Source organism: Serratia nematodiphila DZ0503SBS1 (assembly GCF_000738675.1).
Classification (GTDB): domain Bacteria; phylum Pseudomonadota; class Gammaproteobacteria; order Enterobacterales; family Enterobacteriaceae; genus Serratia; species Serratia nematodiphila.
The window spans coordinates 3,631,397-3,651,582 of the sequence record NZ_JPUX01000001.1; the positions used below are offsets into that span (position 1 = coordinate 3,631,397).

At 60.7% G+C, this 20,186-nt stretch carries 19 protein-coding genes; 10 read left to right on the top strand and 9 right to left on the bottom strand.

The genetic code is table 11. The features are described 5' to 3' along the window. Window positions 1-5 precede the first annotated feature (5 nt). Window positions 6-755 (bottom strand): DeoR/GlpR family DNA-binding transcription regulator, encoded by a 750-nt coding sequence (locus JL05_RS16730; RefSeq protein WP_033633079.1) that lies wholly within the window; start codon window positions 753-755, stop codon window positions 6-8. A gap of 143 nt (window positions 756-898) precedes the next feature. Here JL05_RS16730 and JL05_RS16735 point away from each other — a divergent pair, with 143 nt between their 5' ends. After that, window positions 899-1,774: an alpha/beta hydrolase gene (locus tag JL05_RS16735; RefSeq protein ID WP_033633080.1), complete on the top strand. Its 876-nt coding sequence runs from the start codon at window positions 899-901 to the stop codon at window positions 1,772-1,774. Here JL05_RS16735 and JL05_RS16740 read toward each other — a convergent pair. Both JL05_RS16740 and JL05_RS16745 read right to left on the bottom strand, forming a co-directional pair. Next, window positions 1,701-2,918 carry an MFS transporter gene (locus tag JL05_RS16740; RefSeq protein WP_033633081.1) on the bottom strand — a complete coding sequence of 406 codons (1,218 nt, stop codon included), beginning with the start codon at window positions 2,916-2,918 and terminating at the stop codon, window positions 1,701-1,703. The two genes, JL05_RS16735 and JL05_RS16740, sit on opposite strands and share 74 nt — an antisense overlap. Continuing rightward, a complete protein-coding gene (locus JL05_RS16745; protein ID WP_033633082.1) occupies window positions 2,909-4,063 on the bottom strand; it encodes a serine hydrolase domain-containing protein in 1,155 nt (384 codons plus the stop codon). Before JL05_RS16745 ends, JL05_RS16740 begins: the two co-directional genes overlap by 10 nt. 121 nt (window positions 4,064-4,184) lie before the next feature. Here JL05_RS16745 and JL05_RS16750 point away from each other — a divergent pair, with 121 nt between their 5' ends. The 6 genes from JL05_RS16750 to JL05_RS16775 all read left to right on the top strand — a co-directional run bounded on the left by JL05_RS16750 (window position 4,185) and on the right by JL05_RS16775 (window position 10,551). After that, the gene (locus JL05_RS16750) at window positions 4,185-5,072 is read left to right on the top strand and encodes a LysR family transcriptional regulator (protein WP_033633083.1); all 888 of its coding nucleotides are present in this window, start codon (window positions 4,185-4,187) and stop codon (window positions 5,070-5,072) included. 225 nt (window positions 5,073-5,297) lie between these two features. Beyond that, on the top strand, window positions 5,298-6,602 hold the full coding sequence (locus tag JL05_RS16755) for an MmgE/PrpD family protein (RefSeq protein WP_033633084.1): 1,305 nt from the start codon (window positions 5,298-5,300) through the stop codon (window positions 6,600-6,602). 19 nt (window positions 6,603-6,621) lie between these two features. Then, the gene (locus JL05_RS16760) at window positions 6,622-7,959 is read left to right on the top strand and encodes an LLM class flavin-dependent oxidoreductase (RefSeq protein ID WP_033633085.1); all 1,338 of its coding nucleotides are present in this window, start codon (window positions 6,622-6,624) and stop codon (window positions 7,957-7,959) included. Between the two features lie 17 nt (window positions 7,960-7,976). Then, window positions 7,977-8,891, top strand: coding sequence for an ABC transporter substrate-binding protein (locus JL05_RS16765; protein ID WP_033633086.1), 915 nt, complete (start codon window positions 7,977-7,979; stop codon window positions 8,889-8,891). Beyond that, on the top strand, window positions 8,888-9,793 hold the full coding sequence (locus JL05_RS16770; protein ID WP_033633087.1) for an amino acid ABC transporter permease: 906 nt from the start codon (window positions 8,888-8,890) through the stop codon (window positions 9,791-9,793). The genes JL05_RS16765 and JL05_RS16770 overlap by 4 nt, the downstream gene beginning before the upstream one ends. After that, window positions 9,790-10,551: an amino acid ABC transporter ATP-binding protein gene (locus JL05_RS16775; RefSeq protein ID WP_004940693.1), complete on the top strand. Its 762-nt coding sequence runs from the start codon at window positions 9,790-9,792 to the stop codon at window positions 10,549-10,551. Before JL05_RS16770 ends, JL05_RS16775 begins: the two co-directional genes overlap by 4 nt. A 39-nt stretch (window positions 10,552-10,590) precedes the next feature. Here JL05_RS16775 and JL05_RS24455 read toward each other — a convergent pair whose 3' ends face one another. From JL05_RS24455 to JL05_RS16790, 3 genes are all read right to left on the bottom strand, one after another. Beyond that, on the bottom strand, window positions 10,591-10,728 hold the full coding sequence (locus JL05_RS24455; protein ID WP_033633088.1) for an AcrZ family multidrug efflux pump-associated protein: 138 nt from the start codon (window positions 10,726-10,728) through the stop codon (window positions 10,591-10,593). A 193-nt stretch (window positions 10,729-10,921) separates the two neighbouring features. Then, the gene (locus JL05_RS16785; RefSeq protein ID WP_004940698.1) at window positions 10,922-11,392 is read right to left on the bottom strand and encodes an Rrf2 family transcriptional regulator; all 471 of its coding nucleotides are present in this window, start codon (window positions 11,390-11,392) and stop codon (window positions 10,922-10,924) included. A 131-nt stretch (window positions 11,393-11,523) separates the two neighbouring features. Beyond that, window positions 11,524-11,919 (bottom strand): DUF427 domain-containing protein, encoded by a 396-nt coding sequence (locus JL05_RS16790; RefSeq protein ID WP_033633089.1) that lies wholly within the window; start codon window positions 11,917-11,919, stop codon window positions 11,524-11,526. A 230-nt stretch (window positions 11,920-12,149) separates the two neighbouring features. Between JL05_RS16790 and osmB the strand changes: the two genes are divergently transcribed. Further along, entirely contained in the window at window positions 12,150-12,362 is a 213-nt protein-coding gene (gene osmB / locus JL05_RS16795; RefSeq protein ID WP_004940700.1) for an osmotically-inducible lipoprotein OsmB, read from the top strand. Window positions 12,363-12,515: 153 nt separating this feature from the next. On the opposite strand, the gene JL05_RS16800 is transcribed toward osmB, so the two are convergent. Beyond that, complete coding sequence (locus JL05_RS16800) at window positions 12,516-14,063, bottom strand: methyl-accepting chemotaxis protein (RefSeq protein ID WP_050501279.1); 1,548 nt, start codon at window positions 14,061-14,063, stop codon at window positions 12,516-12,518. Between the two features lie 413 nt (window positions 14,064-14,476). Here JL05_RS16800 and JL05_RS16805 point away from each other — a divergent pair, with 413 nt between their 5' ends. Both JL05_RS16805 and JL05_RS16810 read left to right on the top strand, forming a co-directional pair. After that, entirely contained in the window at window positions 14,477-15,715 is a 1,239-nt protein-coding gene (locus JL05_RS16805; protein ID WP_033633090.1) for a hypothetical protein, read from the top strand. Window positions 15,716-15,761: 46 nt separating this feature from the next. After that, complete coding sequence (locus JL05_RS16810) at window positions 15,762-16,160, top strand: SRPBCC family protein (RefSeq protein ID WP_021504564.1); 399 nt, start codon at window positions 15,762-15,764, stop codon at window positions 16,158-16,160. Window positions 16,161-16,166: 6 nt separating this feature from the next. On the opposite strand, the gene JL05_RS16815 is transcribed toward JL05_RS16810, so the two are convergent. Beyond that, the gene (locus tag JL05_RS16815) at window positions 16,167-17,885 is read right to left on the bottom strand and encodes a penicillin-binding transpeptidase domain-containing protein (RefSeq protein ID WP_033633091.1); all 1,719 of its coding nucleotides are present in this window, start codon (window positions 17,883-17,885) and stop codon (window positions 16,167-16,169) included. 107 nt (window positions 17,886-17,992) lie between these two features. Then, complete coding sequence (gene mrdA, locus JL05_RS16820) at window positions 17,993-19,918, bottom strand: penicillin-binding protein 2 (protein ID WP_033633092.1); 1,926 nt, start codon at window positions 19,916-19,918, stop codon at window positions 17,993-17,995. Window positions 19,919-20,186 lie beyond the last annotated feature (268 nt).

Here is a 20,186-nt window from a genome sequence, read left to right on the forward strand (position 1 = left end):
CTCCTCTAGCGGTCGTCGGCGACGACACAAAGTTCAATCAATGATTGTTCGTCCAGGTTGTCCCACGGGCGATCGGTAAACAGGCGTTGGATCTGCGCCAGATCCGCAACGTGATGCGGTTCGCAGCGGTCCAGTTTCATATGGTCGGCCACCAGCCAGCGCTCGCCGCTGTTAGCCAGCATGGCGCGTTTGACCTCTGCATCGGCCTCTTCGCCGGCGCTCAGTCCCAGCTGAGGATGCACCGCGCAGGCGCCCAGCAAGGCGATATCCGCACGGTAGCGCGCCAGCAACGCCAGCGTGGCGCTGCCGGCGAACAGCCGCTGGCGCGCATCCCACTGGCCGCCGAGCAAGATCAGGTTGATCTCCGGCCTGTCGCTCAGGCACTGCGCGATATCCAGCGAAGCGGTGATCACCGTCGCCGGGCCGCGCAACGCCTGCGCCACCGCCAACAGCGTACTGCCCGCATCCAGCATCAGGGTGCTGCCGGGCGGGATCTGCGCGGCCACCGCGCGGCCAAGCCGCTGCTTGACCTGCGGCAACAGCGCAGCGCGCGCCTGGCGCGGCATGCCGGACGGTTCGAGCGCTATCGCGCCGCCGTGATGTTTCTGCGCCAACCCTTGCCGCTCGAGATCGGCCAAGTCGCGGCGCACGGTATCGACCGAAACACCGATGGCGGTGGCCAATTCCGCCACCGCCGCCTGCCCGCGTTCGCTGAGCAAATCCAGTAAATGGCGCTGTCGTGCCGCTTTGTGCATGGGGTCATTTCCGCAGTAGAACGCATAAAACAGCAATATACCGCAAAAAGAAGCAAAAAAGAACGCCCGTCGGCGGCGCATTCCGCATCAAACATTAAAAAAGCATTAGGTGGATAATCGAGCGTCACCAACAAGGAGAAGTTATGAAAATCGACCTGATGTTCGACGATACCGCCGCCAGAGCGGTGCAATACAACGCCCGCGCGTCGGTGGAGGATTTTGACGCCTGCATGGCGGAATACGCCGCGCTGGCCCAGCGCGCCAAGGCACAGACGCCCGGCATTTACGATCTGCGTTACGGCATGAGCGCCGCCGAGCGCCTCGATCTGTTCCCGGCCTGCACGCAGCCCGCCCCGCTGCTGATCTTTATTCATGGCGGCTACTGGCATTCACAGCGCAAAGAGGAAGCCTGTTCGATGGCCGCCGCGTTTGCCCAGCGCGGCGTGGCCGTCGCCACGCTGGAATACACGCTGGCGCCAGAAGCGACGCTGGCGGAGATCGTGCACGAGGTGCGCAGCGCCGTCGCCTGGCTTTATCATCACGGGGCGCCTTTCGGCATCGATCCGGCGCGCATTTTCGTCAGCGGCAGTTCGGCCGGCGGCCACCTGTGCGGCATGCTGATCGCCGACGGCTGGCAACAACGCTATCGCCTGCCGCCCGACGCGATCAAAGGCGCGCTGGCGCTGAGCGGCCTCTACGATTTGCGCCCGCTGTGCGATATCTACATCAACGACTGGCTGCATCTGACGCCCGAACAGGCGCAAACCCTCAGCCCGCTGTTTCTGCTGCCGGAGAAAGACCATGCGCCGCAGATCCTGCTCGACGTCGGCCAACGCGAAACGCAAGGGTTCAAAAACCAGACGCAGGCCTATTATGACGCCTGCCTGGCGCGCGGCCTCGACGTTCAATTGCTGGCCGATCGCCACTGCAATCACTTTACGCTGGTCAACGAACTGGCCGATGCGGAAAGCGCGATGTTCCGGCAGGTGATGGCGATGATTGACGCAACGCAGCGGTAGCCTGCCGTTGCAACCGCAGCCTGGCGGCAATCGCGATCGCCGCCAGTGCGGCAAACATGGCCCCACACAGCAGGCTGCCCTGTAGCCCCCACGCGGCGATAAACCAGCCGCCCGTCAGCGCCCCCACCGCCACCCCCAGATTGATAAAGGCGATATACAGCCCGGTGGCGAACGCTGGCGCCTGCGGCGCTTCGGATGTCAACCAGACCTGCGTCACGATCAAACCGCTGGTGTGCACCGCTCCCCAATACAGACAAAGCACCGTCATCGAACCGATATTCGCGCTGCCGTAGCGATACAGCAGCGCATAAGCCACAATCAAGGCTATCGGATGCAGCAGCACCGTCACTGCACGATGGCGGCTCAACCCCTTGCCGGCCAACAGATTGCCCGCGACGCCGCCCACACCGAACACCACCAGAAGAAAGCCGATGGCGGCGGCGCCAATGCCGGCTTCACGGCTGAGGTACTCGGCCGCATAAGCGTAGACGGCGAACATCGCGGCAAAGATCAGCACGCAGGTAATGATATTCAACCACAGCGTGCCGCTGCGCAGGATTGCCAACTGTTTGCCATAGCTGAGGCGCTGCACGGCCGCATCAGGCAAGCGCCACAGCAATCCCAACGCCGCCAGAAGGTTTACCAGCGCGCAAAATCGGAACGACGCCTCATAGCTGAACTGCCCGGCGATCCATTGCGTCAATGGTATCCCCAACACCATGCCCATGCTGGTGCCGATAAACGCATAGGCGGTTGCTTTGGTGGCCAGATGCGGCGGATAAAGCGCCGCGGCCGCCACCATGGCCAGTGAAAAATAGATCGGATGAAACAACGCCGGCACAATGCGCAGCAGCATCAGCATGGCAAAGCTGTCCGCCTGAGCGGCCAGCGCGCTGGCTGCCGCAAACACGGCCAACGCGATCAACAACATGCGTTTGCGATTGAAACGCGACGCCAGCAGCACCAACAGCGGCCCGAGCAGCGCGATGGTCAGGGCGAAGATCCCGACCAGCCAGCCGGCCTGCGCCGTGGAGATGCCATACCGTGCGATGATCTGCGGCAAAATGCCCACCACGCCGAACTCGATGCAGTAGACGCCGAACAGCCCCAGCGCGATGAAGAAAATCGGTGGCATCAGGCGCATTGCATCGCTCCCGTCGCGGCATAGACCGCCTGACAAATCTCGCCGACAAAGGCGCCGGACATGCCCTCCAGCGCCGTGTTGGTAAACGCCACCACGCTCAGTTGCCGGGCGGGATCGACGAACCACGAGTGGCCATAGGTGCCGCCCATTCGCCAGCTGCCAACGGACTCCGGCGTTTGCGCGGCGATGGGGTCTTTCAGTACGGTAATGCCGAGGCCGAAACCACGCCCCGGCCAAAACGGCATCGGCAAATCGCCGATTTGGTTGGTGGTCAGCGCCATCACCCATTCGGCCGGCAGCACCTGCCCGCCCCCCTGGCGCAACGCTTCCAGCAGGCGCAGGAAATCCTCCGCCGAGCCGACCATGCCGGCGCCGCCTGAGGCGTAAGCCAACGGATCCAACGCTCGCGCCGGCGACAGATGAAAACCGGCGCTGCCATCGATGAACGGTAAACGATCCGGTTGGCGCAAACGGCGCGGCTCGCCGGGATGGTCGGCGTAAGCGGCCGCCAGGCGCGCGGCGTCCACCGCAAGGAAATCGGTATCCGTCATCGCCAGCGGCCCGGTCACCCATTTTTTTACTGCCTGCGCCAGCGGCAGGCCGCTCGCCTGTTCGATCGCCGCGCCCAGGACATCGGTGGCGATGGAATAGCGCCACGCCGCGCCGGGCGCAGCCAGCAAAGGGGCGCAGGCAATACGCCGCACGTTCTCCTGCAGGCTGACAGACGCTTCATCCATGCCGTCGGAGACGCCCAGCTGGGCATAGAATCCCCCTTCCGGCTGGAAAAAGCGGTAGCTTAGTCCGGCGGTGTGGGTCATGAGATGCCGTAGCGTCATCAACGGAGCGGTGCCATCCGCCAGCCGCGGGCGAAAATTCGGCAGCCAACGGGTGATCGGATCGTCTAACCGCATGGCGCCTTGCGCCATCAATGCCAGCGCCGCCGTGGACACGATCGGTTTGGATACCGAAGCCAGACGAAACAGCGTATTGAGCGCCATCGGCTTGCCCGCTTCGCGATCTGCCATGCCCGCCGCGCGGCGATAAACGATCTCACCGCCCTGCGCCACCAAAACGACCGCGCCAACCAATCGTTTTTCGCGCAAGGCTTGCTCAATCGCGTTGGCAGAGGATCCGTATTCATTCATCTTTATTACCCCAGGTAGTCAGCCCATGCTGTCGCCACCGAGCATAGAGCGTGGCGATTAACGAAAAAACAGGCTAGATTTCCTTTCATAGCGGACACTCAAGTCCGCAATGGGGCAAGCAATGGATAATCTGTCTGGGGTGAACGTCTTTGTGCAGGCCGCAGAGACGCTGAGTTTCGTAGAGGCCGGGCGCGTGCTCGGCATTTCCGCTTCCGCAGTGGGGAAAAGCGTCGCCCGCCTGGAAAATCGGCTGGGCGCGCGTCTGTTCCACCGCAGCACGCGCAGCATGACGCTGACCGCAGAAGGCCGGCTGTTTCTGCACCGCTGCCAGCGCATTCTCGGGGAATTGGCGGCGGCGGAACGGGAAATCAGCGATACGCACAGCGCGCCGCGCGGCAAGCTGCGTGTCAGTTTGCCGCTGGTGGGCGGCCTGCTGAATCCGGTGCTGGCGGAATTTGTCCGGCGTTACCCGGAGATTGAGCTGGAAACCGATTTTTCCGACCGTCGAGTCGCGGTGATCGAAGAAGGGTTCGATGCGGTGATCCGCGTGGGCGATACCGAGGATTCTCGCTTAATGAGCCGCCAACTGGGCACGTTTCACCTACAGCTGGTGGCGGCGCCAGAGTATCTGCGCCGAGCGGGAATACCCCGCCAACCGGCAGAACTGCGCGATCACGCCTGCCTGTTATACAGATTCCCCACCACCGGCAAAGTCGAGACCTGGCCGGTGGCGGGCGGAGATAAACTGCTCGACGAAGGCCTGGGCAAGCGCACGGTATGCAACACCGTCGACACGCTGATTTACCTGGCGGAACAGGGCCTGGGCATCGCCTGCTTGCCCGATTTCGCGGTGCGAGAGGCGCTGGAGCGTCGGCGGCTCCAAACGGTGCTTGGCGACCACTGCCGACACAGTGGCAGTCTCAAAATTCTCTGGCCTTCAAGCAAACATCTTACACCGCGTCTCAGGGCATTTATCGACATCATGAGCGTTCGCCTTTTCTCGGCCTGAGTCCTCTATCGTGCTAGAGCAAATTCAGCTTTGCTTTGCACAAAAATAGCTAAGGCGCAGCCTGCCGCGCCTGCCAGCAGCTCTGACGGCGGCGCAGTGCCGTCGTTATATTCCATTCAGAGATATGGAAGCGCCGTTCGTTCTTTCGGGACAACGAAAATCGCCACACAATACCTTTCACCCCGCACTCGTGCATAACCGTATATAAATTCAGGTGTTAACGCCTTGTCATTACCGATAACCGCCCAATTCGCCCATCTGATATTGAACAGCCAGCCGGATGAAAACGCCCTGTCAGCCGCTCGCCGCGGCGTGAAAGATTACTTCGCCTGCGCGCTGCCGATTGCCCGCGGGGCGTTGAGCGATGCAGGTCTGGCAGCGATCGGTAAGACGTTTCCGCCGAACGGCAGCGAGAACCGCGCACTGCGCTATGGCTATGTCAGCCACGCGTTGGACTTCGATGATTACCATCCTGCGCTGCGTGGCCATCCGAGCACCGTAGTGCTCTCAGCCCTGCTGGCGCTGAACGGTGAGAGTGACGATGTCACTGAGCTGTTAACCGCCTATGTCATCGGCGTAGAGGCCGCTGGCCGGCTGGGATTGGCCGCTGGCACGCAACATTACGCGCTGGGTTTTCACAGCACCGCCACCCTGGGCGCGGTCGCCGCCTGCGCCGCCGTGGCGCGTTATCTGCAGCTTGACCAGCGGCAGACGCAGATTGCTCTGGGCCTGGCGGCCACGCAGGCAGCGGGCCTGCGCAGCCAGTTCGGTTCGGCGGCCAAACCGCTGCACGCCGGGCTGGCGGCACGCAACGCGGTCAACGCCGCCCTGCTGGCTCAGGCCGGCTTCATCGGCCAACCGGAGGGCGTGCTGGACAGCCTGCTGACTTCCCACGGCGGCGGCCGGCAAAAACCGGAATGCCTGACCGCCGGCTGGGGCACGCCCTGGCGCATCCTGCAGCCGGGGCTGGAGTTCAAGCGGTACCCGACTTGCGGTGGCACTCACAGCGCGGCCGAGGCGGCGCTCGCCCTGCGCGCGCGGCTGCTGGCACAAGGCGACGCCCTTGCGGAGATCGCACAGGTTGAGGTCAGTTTTCCGCCCGGCGCAGATACTGCGCCCTTTATTCGCCAACCGGCCACCGGTGTGGAAGCGCGCTTTAGCCTCGAATACGTCATCGCCGATGCGCTATACCACGGCGAGGTCCCGCTGACGCATTACGGCGAGCAGCCTGTCGATGCGGCTATCGCCGCCCTGGCGGCAAAAGTTGAGCGTCATGCCGATCCCGCAGCCCCGCCGGACGCGCTCGATCCGGAGATGCGCTTCCATCGCCTGACCCTGACGCTGCAGGACGGGAGGCAAATAAGTGACATAGTCACAAGAAAGCAAACCGCCGCCCGGCCGACAGACCTCGACGCCAAGCTGCGCGCCATTCTGCAGCTGCTTCCGGGCCTCGAAGGCGAGAGCGTTATCCGCGACTGCGCCCTTATGTCCCCTGGCGCGCTGCCGCGACTGATTGCATTGTTAAATTAATAATAAAACAGGAATAATTATGAGTACTTCACCTTCAACACCATCGCGCCAACTCCGTCTCGGCCTGTTCGTTCAGGCGCTGGGGCACCACATCGGGGGATGGCGCGCAGAAGGCGCCAGCGGTTCACCGACCGATATCGACTGGTTCTCCTGGATCGCAAAAAAAGCCGAAGAAGGCACCTTCGATATGTTCTTCGTCGGCGACGCGTTGGCAACCAGCGTGCACCGCCTGCCCTCGACGATGTCACGCCTGGAGCCGCTGACGCTGCTCGCGGCGCTGGCGGTCAACACCCGCCATATCGGGCTGGCGGCGACCGCCTCCACTACGTTCGATCAACCCTTCCACCTGGCACGCGCCATGGCCTCCATCGACCATATCAGCCACGGCCGCGCCGCCTGGAACGTGGTGACCTCTTTCTCCAGCGATGCGGCGCGCAACTTCAGCCGTGAAGATCTGCCGTCGCACGCCGAACGCTATGAAGTGGCGCGGGAATTCCTCGAGGCCAGCTACAAACTGTGGGACGGCTGGGAAAAAGACGCCATCGTGCGCGACAAGCAAAATGGCGTGTACGCCATCGACGAGAAAATCCACGCCGCCAACCATAAGGGCAAGCATTTCTCGGTGCAGGGCCCGCTGAACATTTCCCGCTCGCCGCAAGGACGGCCGGTGATCATTGAGGCCGGCTCTTCCCCGGCCGGCCAGCAGCTGGCGGCGGAAACCGCCGAAGTGGTGTTCACCGCCGCCGCCAGCCTGGAAGAAGGACAAGCTTTCTACCGCAGTCAGAAAAAATACGTGGCCGACGCCGGCCGCAACCCGGACCACCTGCTGATCCTGCCAGGTGTGATGCCGATTGTCGGGCGTACCAAAGAAGAAGCGCAGGAAACCTGGTATCAGCTGAATCAACTGGTGGATATCGATAACGGCATTGAGCAGCTGTCGGCGCGCTTTGGTTTCGATTTGAGCGATTATCCGCTGGACGGCCCGGTGCCGAACGTGGGCGCCACCGAAGGCGGCCAAAGCCGCGTGAAACTGCTGACCGATCTGGCCGCGCGGGAAAACCTGACGCTGCGTGAGCTGGCGGCCGTCGCGGCCGGTTCGCGCGGCCACCGCGTGGTGGTAGGCACCGCCGAAGAGATCGCCGACGACTTCCAGCTGTGGCTGGAACAGCAAGGCGCAGACGGCTTCAACATCATGCCGGCGGTATTGCCCAACCAGCTGGAACTGTTCGTCGAGCTGGTGATCCCGGAGCTGCGTCGCCGTGGCCTGTTCCGTGAAGAGTATCAGCATGCAACCCTGCGTGAAAACCTGGGTCTGCCGGAACCGGCAATCAACTTCGCTAACGTAAAATCGGCTTAATCCGCAGGGAAATCATGATGAAAACCACATTCAAACGCACCGTACTGTCCCTGCTGTTGGCTTCCTCCACGCTGGCGCCGTTGGCAGCCGGTCATGCCGCTGAAGGCGATGTTCCCTTCAAGGCTGCGGTGAAAGCTGCCGCCGATCCCGCGCTGCACGACAGCCTGCCTGAAGCGATCAAAAAGGCCGGCTATATCGTTGCCGGCACCAACCCGAACACCCCGCCGACCACCTTTTACCAGGCGGACAATAAAACGCTGGCCGGGCGTGAAATCGACGTGATGAGCGCGATTGCCGATCGCCTGGGCGTGGCGATCCACTGGAAGGACACCGGCGGCTTCGACAACATCATCCCCGGCCTGAAGTCCGGCCGTTATGACGTCGCGCTGGCCAACATTGACGCCAACAAAAAGCGCTTCCAACAGGTGGACTTCGTCGGCTATTACCACGCTTCCAAGCTGGCCTTGATCGCGCGCAAAGATGCCGCGCCAGGCCCTTACACCGAGCTGGCGCAGCTGTGCGGCCAGACCGTCGGCGCCGGCGCAGGCACCTCGCAGATCACCCGCCTGCAGCAGGCCAGCGATCAATGCGTCGCCGCCGGCAAGCCGGCCATCACCATGCCGATCTTCCCGGACCGCCCGGCCGGGGTGCAAGCGGTGATCAGCGGCCGCGTACCGATGTTTTTCGGCCCGTATGAAGGGTTGCGCTACCAGGCCACCCACGTTAAACCGCTGACGCTGGCCGGTGATATCAACATTGACGGCACCACGGTGGCCATCGCCCTGCCGAAAGGCTCCGAACTGGTGAAACCGGTGCAGGCGGCGCTGAATTCTCTGATCGCCGACGGCAGTTACCAGAAAATCCTCGACGGCTGGGATATCGGTTTTGGTGCAGTGAAAACCGCCGGCATCAATGAAGAGATCGCCAAATGAGTGGGCAACACCCTGTCGACGACGCGGAACTGAGCATCGTCGGCCATCGGCATTACGGGCGCTGGCTCAGCGCCCTGGTTGTGCTGTTGATCGTCGGCGTTATCATCAATTCCATGCTGCACAACCCGCGCTTTGAATGGGCGGTGGTGGCGGAAAACCTCACCGAGGCTTCCATCCTCAACGGCGTGCTCATGACGCTTAAGCTGACGGTGATTTCGGTGGTGTTCGGCTTCGCCGGTGGCGTGCTGCTGGCGATGATGCGCCTGTCGGCCAATCCGGTATTGGCTGCGGTAAGCTGGTTCTACACCTGGTTCTTCCGTGCGGTGCCGATGCTGGTGCAGCTGTTCCTTTGGTACAACATCGCCGCGCTTTATCCGCGCATCAGCCTGTGGATCCCGTTTCTTGGCGAAGTCGCCAGCGCGCCGACCAATACCCTTATCAGCACCTTCAGCGCGGCGGTGATCGCGCTGGTGATGCATCAGTCGGCCTATGCGGCGGAGATCGTGCGCGCAGGCATCCAAAGCGTCGGCAGCGGCCAGCTGGAAGCCGCCAAAGCGCTGGGATACCGTCGTGGGCAAATCCTGTGGCGCGTGGTATTGCCGCAGGCGATGCGCACCATCCTGCCGCCGGCGGGCAATGAGGTGATCGGGCAGTTGAAAACCACCGCGGTGGTGTCGGTGATTGCCCTGCAGGACGTGCTGTATTCGGCGCAGATCATTTACCAACGCACCTACGAGGTCATCCCGCTGCTGCTGGTCGCCACCCTGTGGTATCTGGCCATGACTTCGATTCTGTCGATTGGCCAATACTACGTGGAGCGCTATTTTGGCCGCGGCACGCAGGCAACGCGCCGCGGCGGGTTCTTCCTCAACCGCAAAGCCCCTCAGGGAGGTGAACAATGAGCGCATCCATCCACATCAACCGGGTGCGGAAATCCTTTTCCGGCACCGACGTGTTGAAAAACATCAGCCTGACCATCCCGGCAGGCTCGGTGACGGTGATCCTCGGCCCTTCCGGCTCCGGCAAATCCACCCTGTTGCGCTGCATCAACCACCTGGAAAAGCTGGACGGCGGCACCATTCGCGTTGGCGAACAGCTGATCGGCTATCGTCAAAAAGGCCGGCATCTGTACGAGCTGAAAGAAGCCGAGGTGGCCGAACAGCGTAAAAGCATCGGCATGGTATTTCAGCAGTTCAACTTGTTTGCGCACCGCACCGTGTTGCAAAACGTCAGCGACGCGCCGCTGCGGGTGAAAAAGGAAAAAAAAGCCGAGGTGCAGGAACGGGCGAAGCAGCTGCTGGCCCGCGTCGGGCTGGAACATCGCATCAACGCCTGGCCGCGAGAACTGTCCGGCGGCCAGCAACAACGCGTCGCCATCGCCCGCGCGCTGGCGATGAACCCGCAGGTGTTACTGTTTGATGAACCGACCTCCGCCCTCGATCCTGAATTGGTTGGCGAAGTGCTGCAGGTGATGAAAGACCTGGCGCATTCGGGCATGACCATGGTGGTGGTCACGCACGAAATCGGCTTCGCCCGCGAAGTGGCCGACCAGATTGTCTTTATGGATCAGGGAAAGGTGGTTGAAACGGGCAGCGTGCAGCAGGTTCTGGATGCGCCGGGACATGAGAGGACGCGCAACTTCCTGGCGACGGTATTGTAGTCCTGCGTCAGGGGGCGTTGCGTCCCCTGACGTTCAAATTCAGCCGTTTTTTTTGCGGCCGATAGCGGAAAAGACGTTGAACACTTCACCCAAGCCGTAAATCGCGCCGAGCAAGACGGCCACCATTACCGGCACCAGGACCACCACGGTGGCCAAGCTTTCAAGCATTTCTAACATCGTTCTCTCCTGGTTTATAAGCACAGCGAATCTGCGCCGGAAGAAAAGGTTTCCGGCCAATCGATCGATTATCGTGGGGAGGCAGTCTAAAACGTGAGCCACATCACACTTGATGCGAGCTAATGTAACTTACACAATTACATTAACGCAATGCAAAAAATGCTCTGCGGGAAGACGGAATTGGCGTGGGTTTTTATTGCGTATCCGCTTGATATTGCGCTGAACAAGGGACAAAAGGATAGCCGGCTTGCCGCTCGACCTGCCCGGCCATTTCGGCGATGCTGGTTTGCGCCAGGCTGGCCTCCAGCGCGTGACCAACGCGCGCAAACTCTTGCTCCAGCACCGGGGTAATCGCGTGGCCGATATAACACGCATCGTTAGGCCGGGCGCGGTGCAGCATGAAATAGGGTTGATCCTCCACCGCGCGATACACGTCCAGCAGCGAGATCGCTTCTGCCGGCCGCGCCAGCAGCGCCCCGCCGCCTTGCCCCATCTGCGAATAGGTCAGCCCGGCCTCCGCCAGCGCGCCGAGGATCCGCCGCACCACCGTCGGGTTGGTGTTGACGCTGCGCGCGATATCTTCGGAACGCACCGTCTGGCCACGACACAGCGTGATGTTGGTCAGAATATGGATGGCAACGGCAAATCGCGTAGAGGTAGACACCTTGGCACCTGCTCAGAGTTTCGTTTATGTCGGATTAAAACATAAGGAAAGCGTATCAGTTTCCAGTAATACACATAATGAGTAGGGATAAGCGGAATGTCAACCTGCCCCCGCCCGGCGGCGGCGGCAGGTCAGGCTTCAGTACTGATTTCTGTCACTTTGTCGGGATAAAATGCCAGATAATCCTTGATCGCCACCACGGCGTTGTAAGGCATTTCATAGCTCCAGGCCGTATTGGCCCCCTGTGCGCCGTTCAGCGTGAAGGTGAAATAACTGCAGTCGCCCTTATACGGGCAGTAGCTGACGTGCTCGTTTTTCTGCAACAGCGCCATATTCACGTCCTCACGCGGAAAGTAAAACACCGGCGGATAGGTGGCTTCCTGCAGGATGAGCGCATTGCGACTGTCGGCCAGGGTTTTCCCGGCAGCACGCACCACGACCAGCGTCGGATGACGGGTCAAGGTGATCGGGTGATCCGGGCCGGGGATTTTCACCGGTTTGCCGGACGCGGAAACGAGATCGGACATGGCGGCCTCCAGAGTGTGTGCCCCGCCCCCGCGAGGCGTCTTCCCAGTATAGACCAGCGGTTTTGTCGGTGGCCGCACATTCGGCGAGCAATCGCTTTTCACCGCCGCAAAATTAAGAATTTTTACCTGTTCGATTTTCTTTCGGAGGAATACATTCATCCCAACTTCTACCGGTGGGTTAATCGGATTATTTTTAATCCATTAATCAGCCAATTTACCAGGAACTCATTATGAATATTAAACGTGCCGCAGGTGTGTTGGTGGTGGTGATGGCGACGCTTTCCGTTACCGCATGTGGGCATATGTCCAATCGCGATCGCAACACGGCGATCGGCGCGGGCGTCGGCGCGGTCGGCGGCGCAGTGCTGACCGACGGCAGCACGCTGGGCACCCTCGGCGGCGCGGCGCTGGGCGGCATTATCGGCCACCAGACCAGCCGTTAATCCTCCCGTTAAAATAATCTCTGCAGGCCGACGCTTTTTTAATCCATAAGCGCCGGCCTGTTTTTATTTATCGAAATAACGTCTCTCAGCACAGGGAAATAATGAATAACATTAAGCGCAGCGTTATTATTCATTAACCCGCGTCAGGGTTATTTATTGCACCGGCAGCCTGAAGCGCGCCATCGCTTTATCCAATCGTTCCGACTCCCCCTGCAGCAACTGCGAAGCCTCGGTCACCGCGCTCACCACGGCGCCGGTTTGCTGCGCCACCTGATTCAGCGCGGTGATGCGCGCCGTCACGTCCTGGATGCTCTCCCCTTGATTGAACGACGCCAGCGAGATTTCCCCCATCAGCGCACTGCATTTGTTCACCAGATCGATAATTTTGCGCAGGTTACCCGTCAGCCGTTCGACCGCCTGCGAACCTTGATCGATTTGCTGCAATGAGCGACCGATCAACTGCTGAATATCGCGCGTCGAATGGCTGCTCTTTTGCGCCAGCAAGCCCACTTCTTTAGCCACGATGGCGAAACCGCGGCCGTGAACGCCGGCGTGCGCGGCCTCGATCGCCGCATTCAACGCCAGAATATGGGTCTGAAACGCCACGCTGTCGATCAGCGCGACAATGCCGCGCATCTCAGCCGATTGGTTGACGATCCCGTGCATCGAAACATTGACGGTTTGCATCATCTGCTCACCGGCGCCGGCGCACTGCCGGGCCTGTTCGGTTCGTTGGCTGGCCTGCTGCGCGTATTGGCCGTTTTCTTCCACCCGCGCCGCCAACTGCTGCACGTGCTCGGTCGCCAACTGCAGTTCCCCGTTCTGCTTCGCCGACTGTGCCGTCAACTGTCGATTGCCGTCCGCCAGCCGCTCGACGCCGTTCAGGATCCCGCTCGCCGCATCGCGCACCTCGCTTACCAGGCGCTGCAGACCGCCCTGCATGTGGCCAATGCTGGTTTGCAGCTGACGCATCTCGCGGTTCAACGCCCGCTCAGGCGGCAGCGGCCGCGAAAGATCGCCGGCGGCCAGCACGTTGAGGTGGACAATTGCCCGCTGCAGCGGCGCTATCACCCAGCGGGCGACGCCGAACCACACCCCCACGGCGATCAGCGCCAGCGCGGCCAATGCGCCAAGCGCAAAGGTATTGGCCTGCTCCAGCGCCGCCAATTGCCGCACGTTGACGTCATTGCCATGCTGTTCGTTCAGCGCCTGATAAGCGAGGTACTTTTCGTTGAAATCCGCCTGAAACGCCTGGATCGGCACGGCGAAAAACGCATCGATGCTGGCGCTGCTTTGCAACCCTTGCGCCTGTTCCTTCAGACCGTCATAGAACAGGCGATAACTGTCTTTCAGAGCGCCCGCCGCTTCGGGCGCGGCCGCGCTCAAGCGCTCGAACCGGGCAAAGGCCTGCTTTGAAGCCTCCAACGCCGCCAACGATTCATCCAGCAGGCTATGCCAACTGCCGTCGGAGCCAGTGACTTTGTCCTGCAGATAATAGATGCCCGCACGGTTCAGGGTGTCGCTGGCCGTCAGCAGCGACAGTCTGGCGCGATCCATCGTCGCCTGCTGGCGATGCAACCCGTCTCCCGTCACCAGGTTAACCTTGGCGTCGTGCAGAATAGTGGAAATAAATACGGTGGAAAACAATTGCAGCAGAGAAAATAGCGCAATAACGCAAATTACGCCGCCTAATAAGCCCATGCTCTTGCCGATGCCAAACGCGTGCGGCAGCGCTGCCGCAGGTTTTACCCGGCGGCCAAGTGTCAGTTTTATGCTCATGATTTTTAGTCAGTAATGCCAGAATGCCGCGAGTCTAACGCGCATTTATGACACGACTATTTCAGCCTGCTTTGTGTCGCCCCCGCAAACCAGGGCGACTCAATAATCGGAATTTCTCGTCAACGCTCATTTTTATTTCTTGACTTGTTCAATACCGGATTTATAGTTTTCCCATTAAACAAGAAACAAAGTTTCATATATTAACCGAAAATGAATTTAATATATGAAACGCACAATGAAACGTCTCAAATATAAAACAAACGAGCAACATCGCCTTATTCACAGGTAAACCCCGCTCGTCTTAATAAAAACAAAACATTCACCAGGGGCCAGGCATGCGCAAGATCACTCTTTGTTTTTTTCTTGTTTCACCAGCGAGTTACGCGACTGCCGTCGCATTACCCAGCGATGCGGCTGCCACCGTGGCGCCGGTAAAAAAAAACCGCCCGGTCTTTCCGCATATTCATTGGCAAAGCGAGGATAATAAAAAGAATATTGACATCGGCGGTGCGCTGCGCGCCAATTATCGCTATGAAGACTGGCGCAGCAGCAATTATCGGCATCCGCCGCATTTACGCTTTGACGCCTTTCGCATCGATGCCGCCGGCCAGATAAACGACGCGTTTTTCGATAGCGGATTCTGGTTTCAGGATCGGCGCAAATACGCCATCGACCGCGCCTATGTCGGCTACCACCTGTCTGAGCGCTCCACCGTGCAGTTGGGCGCGCCGTTCAAACCGTTCGGCCTGATGCCCTATCCGCAGTTCGGCTGGTCGTACGGCATTCCGTTTTACCTCGGCTTTGGCGTCAACACCGGGCTCGGCGCCAAATACCAATACCAACGGGGCGATTGGGCCTTCGACGCCGCCTACTACCCGCGCATGATGCCGACCGGCGTGCGTTACGCCCCCGACGTCGCCAGCTACGACGATCTGAAGAACACCAATTTTGCCTCACAGCATCTGCAGCGCAACGAAAAACGCGATCAGGTAAACCTGCGGCTGACGCGGGCTTTCCACCAGGGCGGCTGGGACAATGAGCTCGGCGGTTCGCTGGCGGCTTCACGGCTCTACAACCAGGCGACCGGCGATAACGGCAGCTTCTGGGCGGCGGGCCTGCATACGCTGGTGAATCGGGATGCCTGGCATCTGTCCGGCCAGGTGATCCGCTACGGTTACGATGCCAAAGGCCCGGCCGGCGCCAGCAATTCGGTGATCCTGATGGGCGGCAACGGCCTGACGCCGGCCTATCTGATCCCGTCGCAGGCCACCACTGCCGCCATCAACCTGGCGCGCGACGTCGAGGTGCCCTGGGGACCGGTGAAAAAGCTACGCTTCTACAACGACTACAGCGTGCTCTGGAAGGACAGGCACGGCGACTCCGACTCCAAAATGAATACGCTCGGGGTGCAGGTGTTCGCCATGCCGGTGATGCTGTGGGTGGATCTGACCTGGGCGCAGAACGCCAATCCGTGGGGCGGCGTGGAAAACGCCACCGGCTGGACCGGCACCCAGTCCTCCGGCAGCAATAAATGGTATTTTCGCACCAACGTAAACATCGGTTACTACTTCTGAGCGCGGCGGGTTCTACACTGAAGTATCGCCGTCAACCGGAGAAATCATGATGCTGAGCGCGCAAACGCTGCATGTCGCCATCAACCGCCCCTGTGACGAGGTGTACGCCTTTCTCAGCCGCCCGGAAAACTTCCCGTTGTGGGCCAAAGGATTAGCCAATAGCTTACGGCGGGAAGGTGAAGATTGGATGGCGGAGACCCCGCAGGGGCGGATCCGCATTCGATTTAGCGCGCCCAATGCCTTCGGCGTGCTGGATCATTGGGTGACGCTGCCGGACGGCGGCGTAGTCTACGTGCCGCTGCGCGCGCTCGCCAACCGACAAGGCGCCGAGGTGATCTTCACCCTGTTCCGCCAGCCGGACATGGACGACGCGCTGTTCGCCCGCGACGTCGGGCTGGTGAACGCCGATCTGCAGGCGCTGAAGCGCCTGCTGGAATCGCGCTAATCCCCCTTACCCCTTGACCGACGACACCACGTTAAGCGGCTGGGCATCCGGCAGAATATTCATGTGCTCCAGCACCTGGGCCATGATCTTGCCAAACACCGGTCCGGCCACCGAACCGCCGAAGTGCTTGCCGGCTTTCGGGTTGTTGACCATCACCACCAGCGCCACCTGCGGATCGCTGGCCGGCGCCACGCCGGCGGTGTAGTTGATGTAGCCGCCATCGTATTTGCCGCTCGGGCCCATTTTCTCGGCAGTACCGGTTTTGATCGCCAGCCGGTAGCCCGGCACTGCGGCGCTCACCCCGCTGCCGCCCGGCAAGGCGTCGCTCTCCATCATATGCACCACGGACCGAACCGTATCCGCCGGCAGAATACGTTGCCCCATCACCGGCGGCGTCACCTTGGTGATCGACAGCGGCCGATAAATGCCAAAGGAACCGATCGCGGCATACTCGCGCGCCATCTGCAGCGGCGTCACGCGCAGCCCATAGCCGAAAGAGAAGGTAGCGCGTTCGATATCGGCCCAGCGTTCGCGATGCTGCGGCAGATAGCCGCTGCTCTCGTTGCCGATGCCGAGCTCGGTTGGTCGCCCCAGGCCAAAGCTGCGGTAGACCGCCGGCAGCACCGTGGCCGGCAGCGCCAGCGCAATGTGCGATACCGCGATGTCGCTCGATTTTTGCAGCACGCCGGTGATGGTCAGTTTCGACCAATGGCCGACGTCTTTGATCAGGTGACCGTTCACCCGATACGGCGTGGTGTCCAGCACCGTATCCGGCCGGATCAGCTTATGCTCCAGCCCCACCATTACCACCACCGGTTTCACCGTCGAGCCCGGTTCGAAGCTGTCGCTGCTGCACACGTTGCGAATATCCTTCGCCGGGGTGCTGCCATAGTTGTTCGGGTTGAACGACGGGTAGCTGGCCATGCCGAGGACCTCGCCGGTGTCGATCTTGACCAGCACCGCACAGCCGGAGTCGGCCTGGTTAGCCACCACGCCGTCGCGGATCTGCGCATAGAGCACGTACTGAATAAATTTATCGATGCTGAGCGTCACGTTCGGCGGCGGCACCGGATCCACGCTTTTAAGCACGCCGATCACCGCGCCGCTGCCGTCCTTCTGATAGACCCGCAGGCCGTTTTTGCCCTGCAACAGCGGGTTGAAACCCAGCTCAATGCCCTCCAGCCCCTGATTGTCCTGGCCGACGATGCCGATCAGCCCGGCGGCGTCCTGGCCCATCGGATAAAAGCGGCTGAAATCCTGCTCGGTGCTGACGCCGGTCAGGTGCAGCTTACTGATGTAGGCGGCGTTATCGTCCTCCACCTTGCGCGCCAGATAAACGAAGCGTTTGCGCGCGTTGCTCTGGATCAGGTGCTGGATGTCCGCCAGCGGGATCTTCAGCACGTTGGCCATGCTCTGCCAGCGTTCGTTGCCGGTATCGGTCTGGGTATCGAGAATATGCTTCGGATCCAGCACGATGTCTTTGGACGACACGCTGACCGCCAGCGCCTCATCGTTGCGATCGGTGATCATGGCGCGGTTGGTCGGCACCACCTGGGTGCGGATCGAACGCTGGTCAGCCTGGTTGGCCAACTGCTGGTGTTCCAGCAGTTGCAGGTAGCCGACCCTGAACGCCAACAGAAAAAAACAGACCAGCATGCCGGCGCAGATCCAGCCGAAACGAACTGTGGAATAGGTTTTACCGCTCTTTTTGGTCGATGGCGCCACTGTTGTGTTAACCCTACGTTTTTATTCAGTTTATGGTGTTATTTCAGTCTACCTTGCCGGAAATGGTCAGGAGATTGCAGTTTGTAAGAAAGTAAAAACAAACCGCATCACCGTTGCACATCCGCGCTGTCGTTTAACTGCGGTTTACTTTGCGGCGTATCGCCGGGCTGTGGCGCGTTGGCCGGGTCAAAAATGTGGTCGAGGATCGCGCGCGCGGTCGGCCCCGCCACCACGCCGTCGCCGCCGCCGTTTTCCAGGATCAGCGCCATCGCCACCCGGGGATTTTTGTAGGGCGCAAACAGCGTATAAAAGATGTGATCGCGCAGCCGCACCGGGATCATTTTGGCGTTGTAAGTCTGGTTTTGCTTCAGGCTGAACACTTGCGAGGTGCCGGATTTGGCGGCGATCTGATACGGCGCGGTGTGGAACAGCTTGTAACCGGTGCCGTTCGGCAAGTTGGCCATGCCGTACATGCCGTTGCGCACGATGCCCCAGTAAGGCGAGTTGGGATCGCCGATCTGCGCCGTTTGCGCCGGCGGCTGGTAGCGCGTCACCCGGTTGCCCTGCTGCAGCGAATACAACAGATGCGGCGTTTTCACCCGGCCGTTGTTGAGCAGCGTGCTCAAGGCTTTCACCATCTGGATCGGCGTCGCCACCCAATACCCCTGGCCGATGCCCACCGAGACCGTATCCCCCTGATACCAGCCCTTTTTGTGCACCTTCAGCTTCCAGTCGCGGCTCGGCAGCACGCCGCGGTACTCTTCGTTCAGATCGATGCCGGTCGACTGGCCGTAACCGAACTGGCTCAGCCAGTGGTGAATGCGATCGATGCCCATCTCATACGCCACCTGATAAAAGAAGGTGTCGGCGGACTCTTCAATCGCTTTGGTGACGTTGAGCATGCCGTGGCCGGTTTTCAGCCAGTCGCGGTAGCGCCGCTCGGTGCCGGGCAGCGTCCAGGTCGGCGCGCCGAAAAAGGTGGTGGCGGGCGTGATCACCCCGGCGAACAGCGCCGAAACGGCCATGTAGGGCTTCACCGTGGAAGCCGGCGGGTACAACCCCTGGGTAACGCGGTTGATGAGCGGCAGATCCGGGTTGCGGAGCAGCGCCTTATAGGCCTGATAGCCGATGCCTTTGACGAAGGGATTGGGATCGTAACTGGGGCTGGAGACCATCGCCAGAATGCCGCCGTCGCGCGGATCTTCCACCACCACCGCGGCGCGTTGCCCCTTCAGCACTGATTCGATGTACTGCTGCAGCGGCAGATCCAGCGTCAGGTAAATGTTTTTGCCGGCCTTCGGCGGCTGTTCCTTCAGCAAGCGGATCACCCTCCCATGGTTATCCACCTCCACCTCCTGATAACCGGTGGTGCCATGCAGTTCGGATTCGTAATAGGCCTCGATACCCTGTTTGCCGATATTGCGGTCGGCGGCGTAGTTCTCGCTCAGGCCGGCCTTGTCCAGGCGCTTGAGATCGCTGTCGTTGATCTTCGACACATAGCCCAGCACGTGCGCCAGCTGGGCGCCGTAAGGATATTCACGCTGCTGATAGGTATCGATGGTCACCCCGTCGAAACGGTATTGATTGACGGCAAAGCGCGCCACCTCAGTGTCGCTCAGCCCGGTTTTTAGCGTCACCGGCTTGTAGCGGCTGTTGTGGCGCATATCGTCACGAAACGCGCTGATGTCTTCCGGCGTCAGATCGACGATCGGCGTCAGCGCCTGCAGCAGCGCCGCCATGTCGGTGATTTTGCTGGGCGTGATTTCGACACGATACAGTGTCACGTTTCGCACCAGCGGAGTGCCATTGCGATCGAAGATTAACCCGCGGCTGGGGGCGAGCGGCAGCATCTTGATGTCGTTCTGGTTGGAACGCGTCTGGTAAAAGCCGTGCTGGCGGATTTGCAGCCGGTAGAGGTTAACGATCAGCGCGCCGAAGCAGACCACCACCAGCGCCAGCGCTACGCCTGCCCGGCGGATAAACAGCCTCTCTTCCGCAGAGTGGTCGCGAATTTTTTCTTTTAACAGGGCCATGCGGTGCCGGTACCTTTTGCGTCACATTTCCCCGTAAAATCAGGGAACTGAAAAGCCGGCAAGCATAGCGTTATCGGGCGCGCCGCCCCATGAAAAGGTTGCTAATGAAATGGCATAACTGTTTCAGCATATTGGAATGTTACCGTCGGCGTTTTTTTCACCGCGCGCCCCATTGAGCCGCCGTTCGCCCCAATGCTACAATGTGATCTGAATCACATTATTCCCGTTATTCCCCCGCATTTCCCTGTCGGCGCCCTGCCGGATGCGG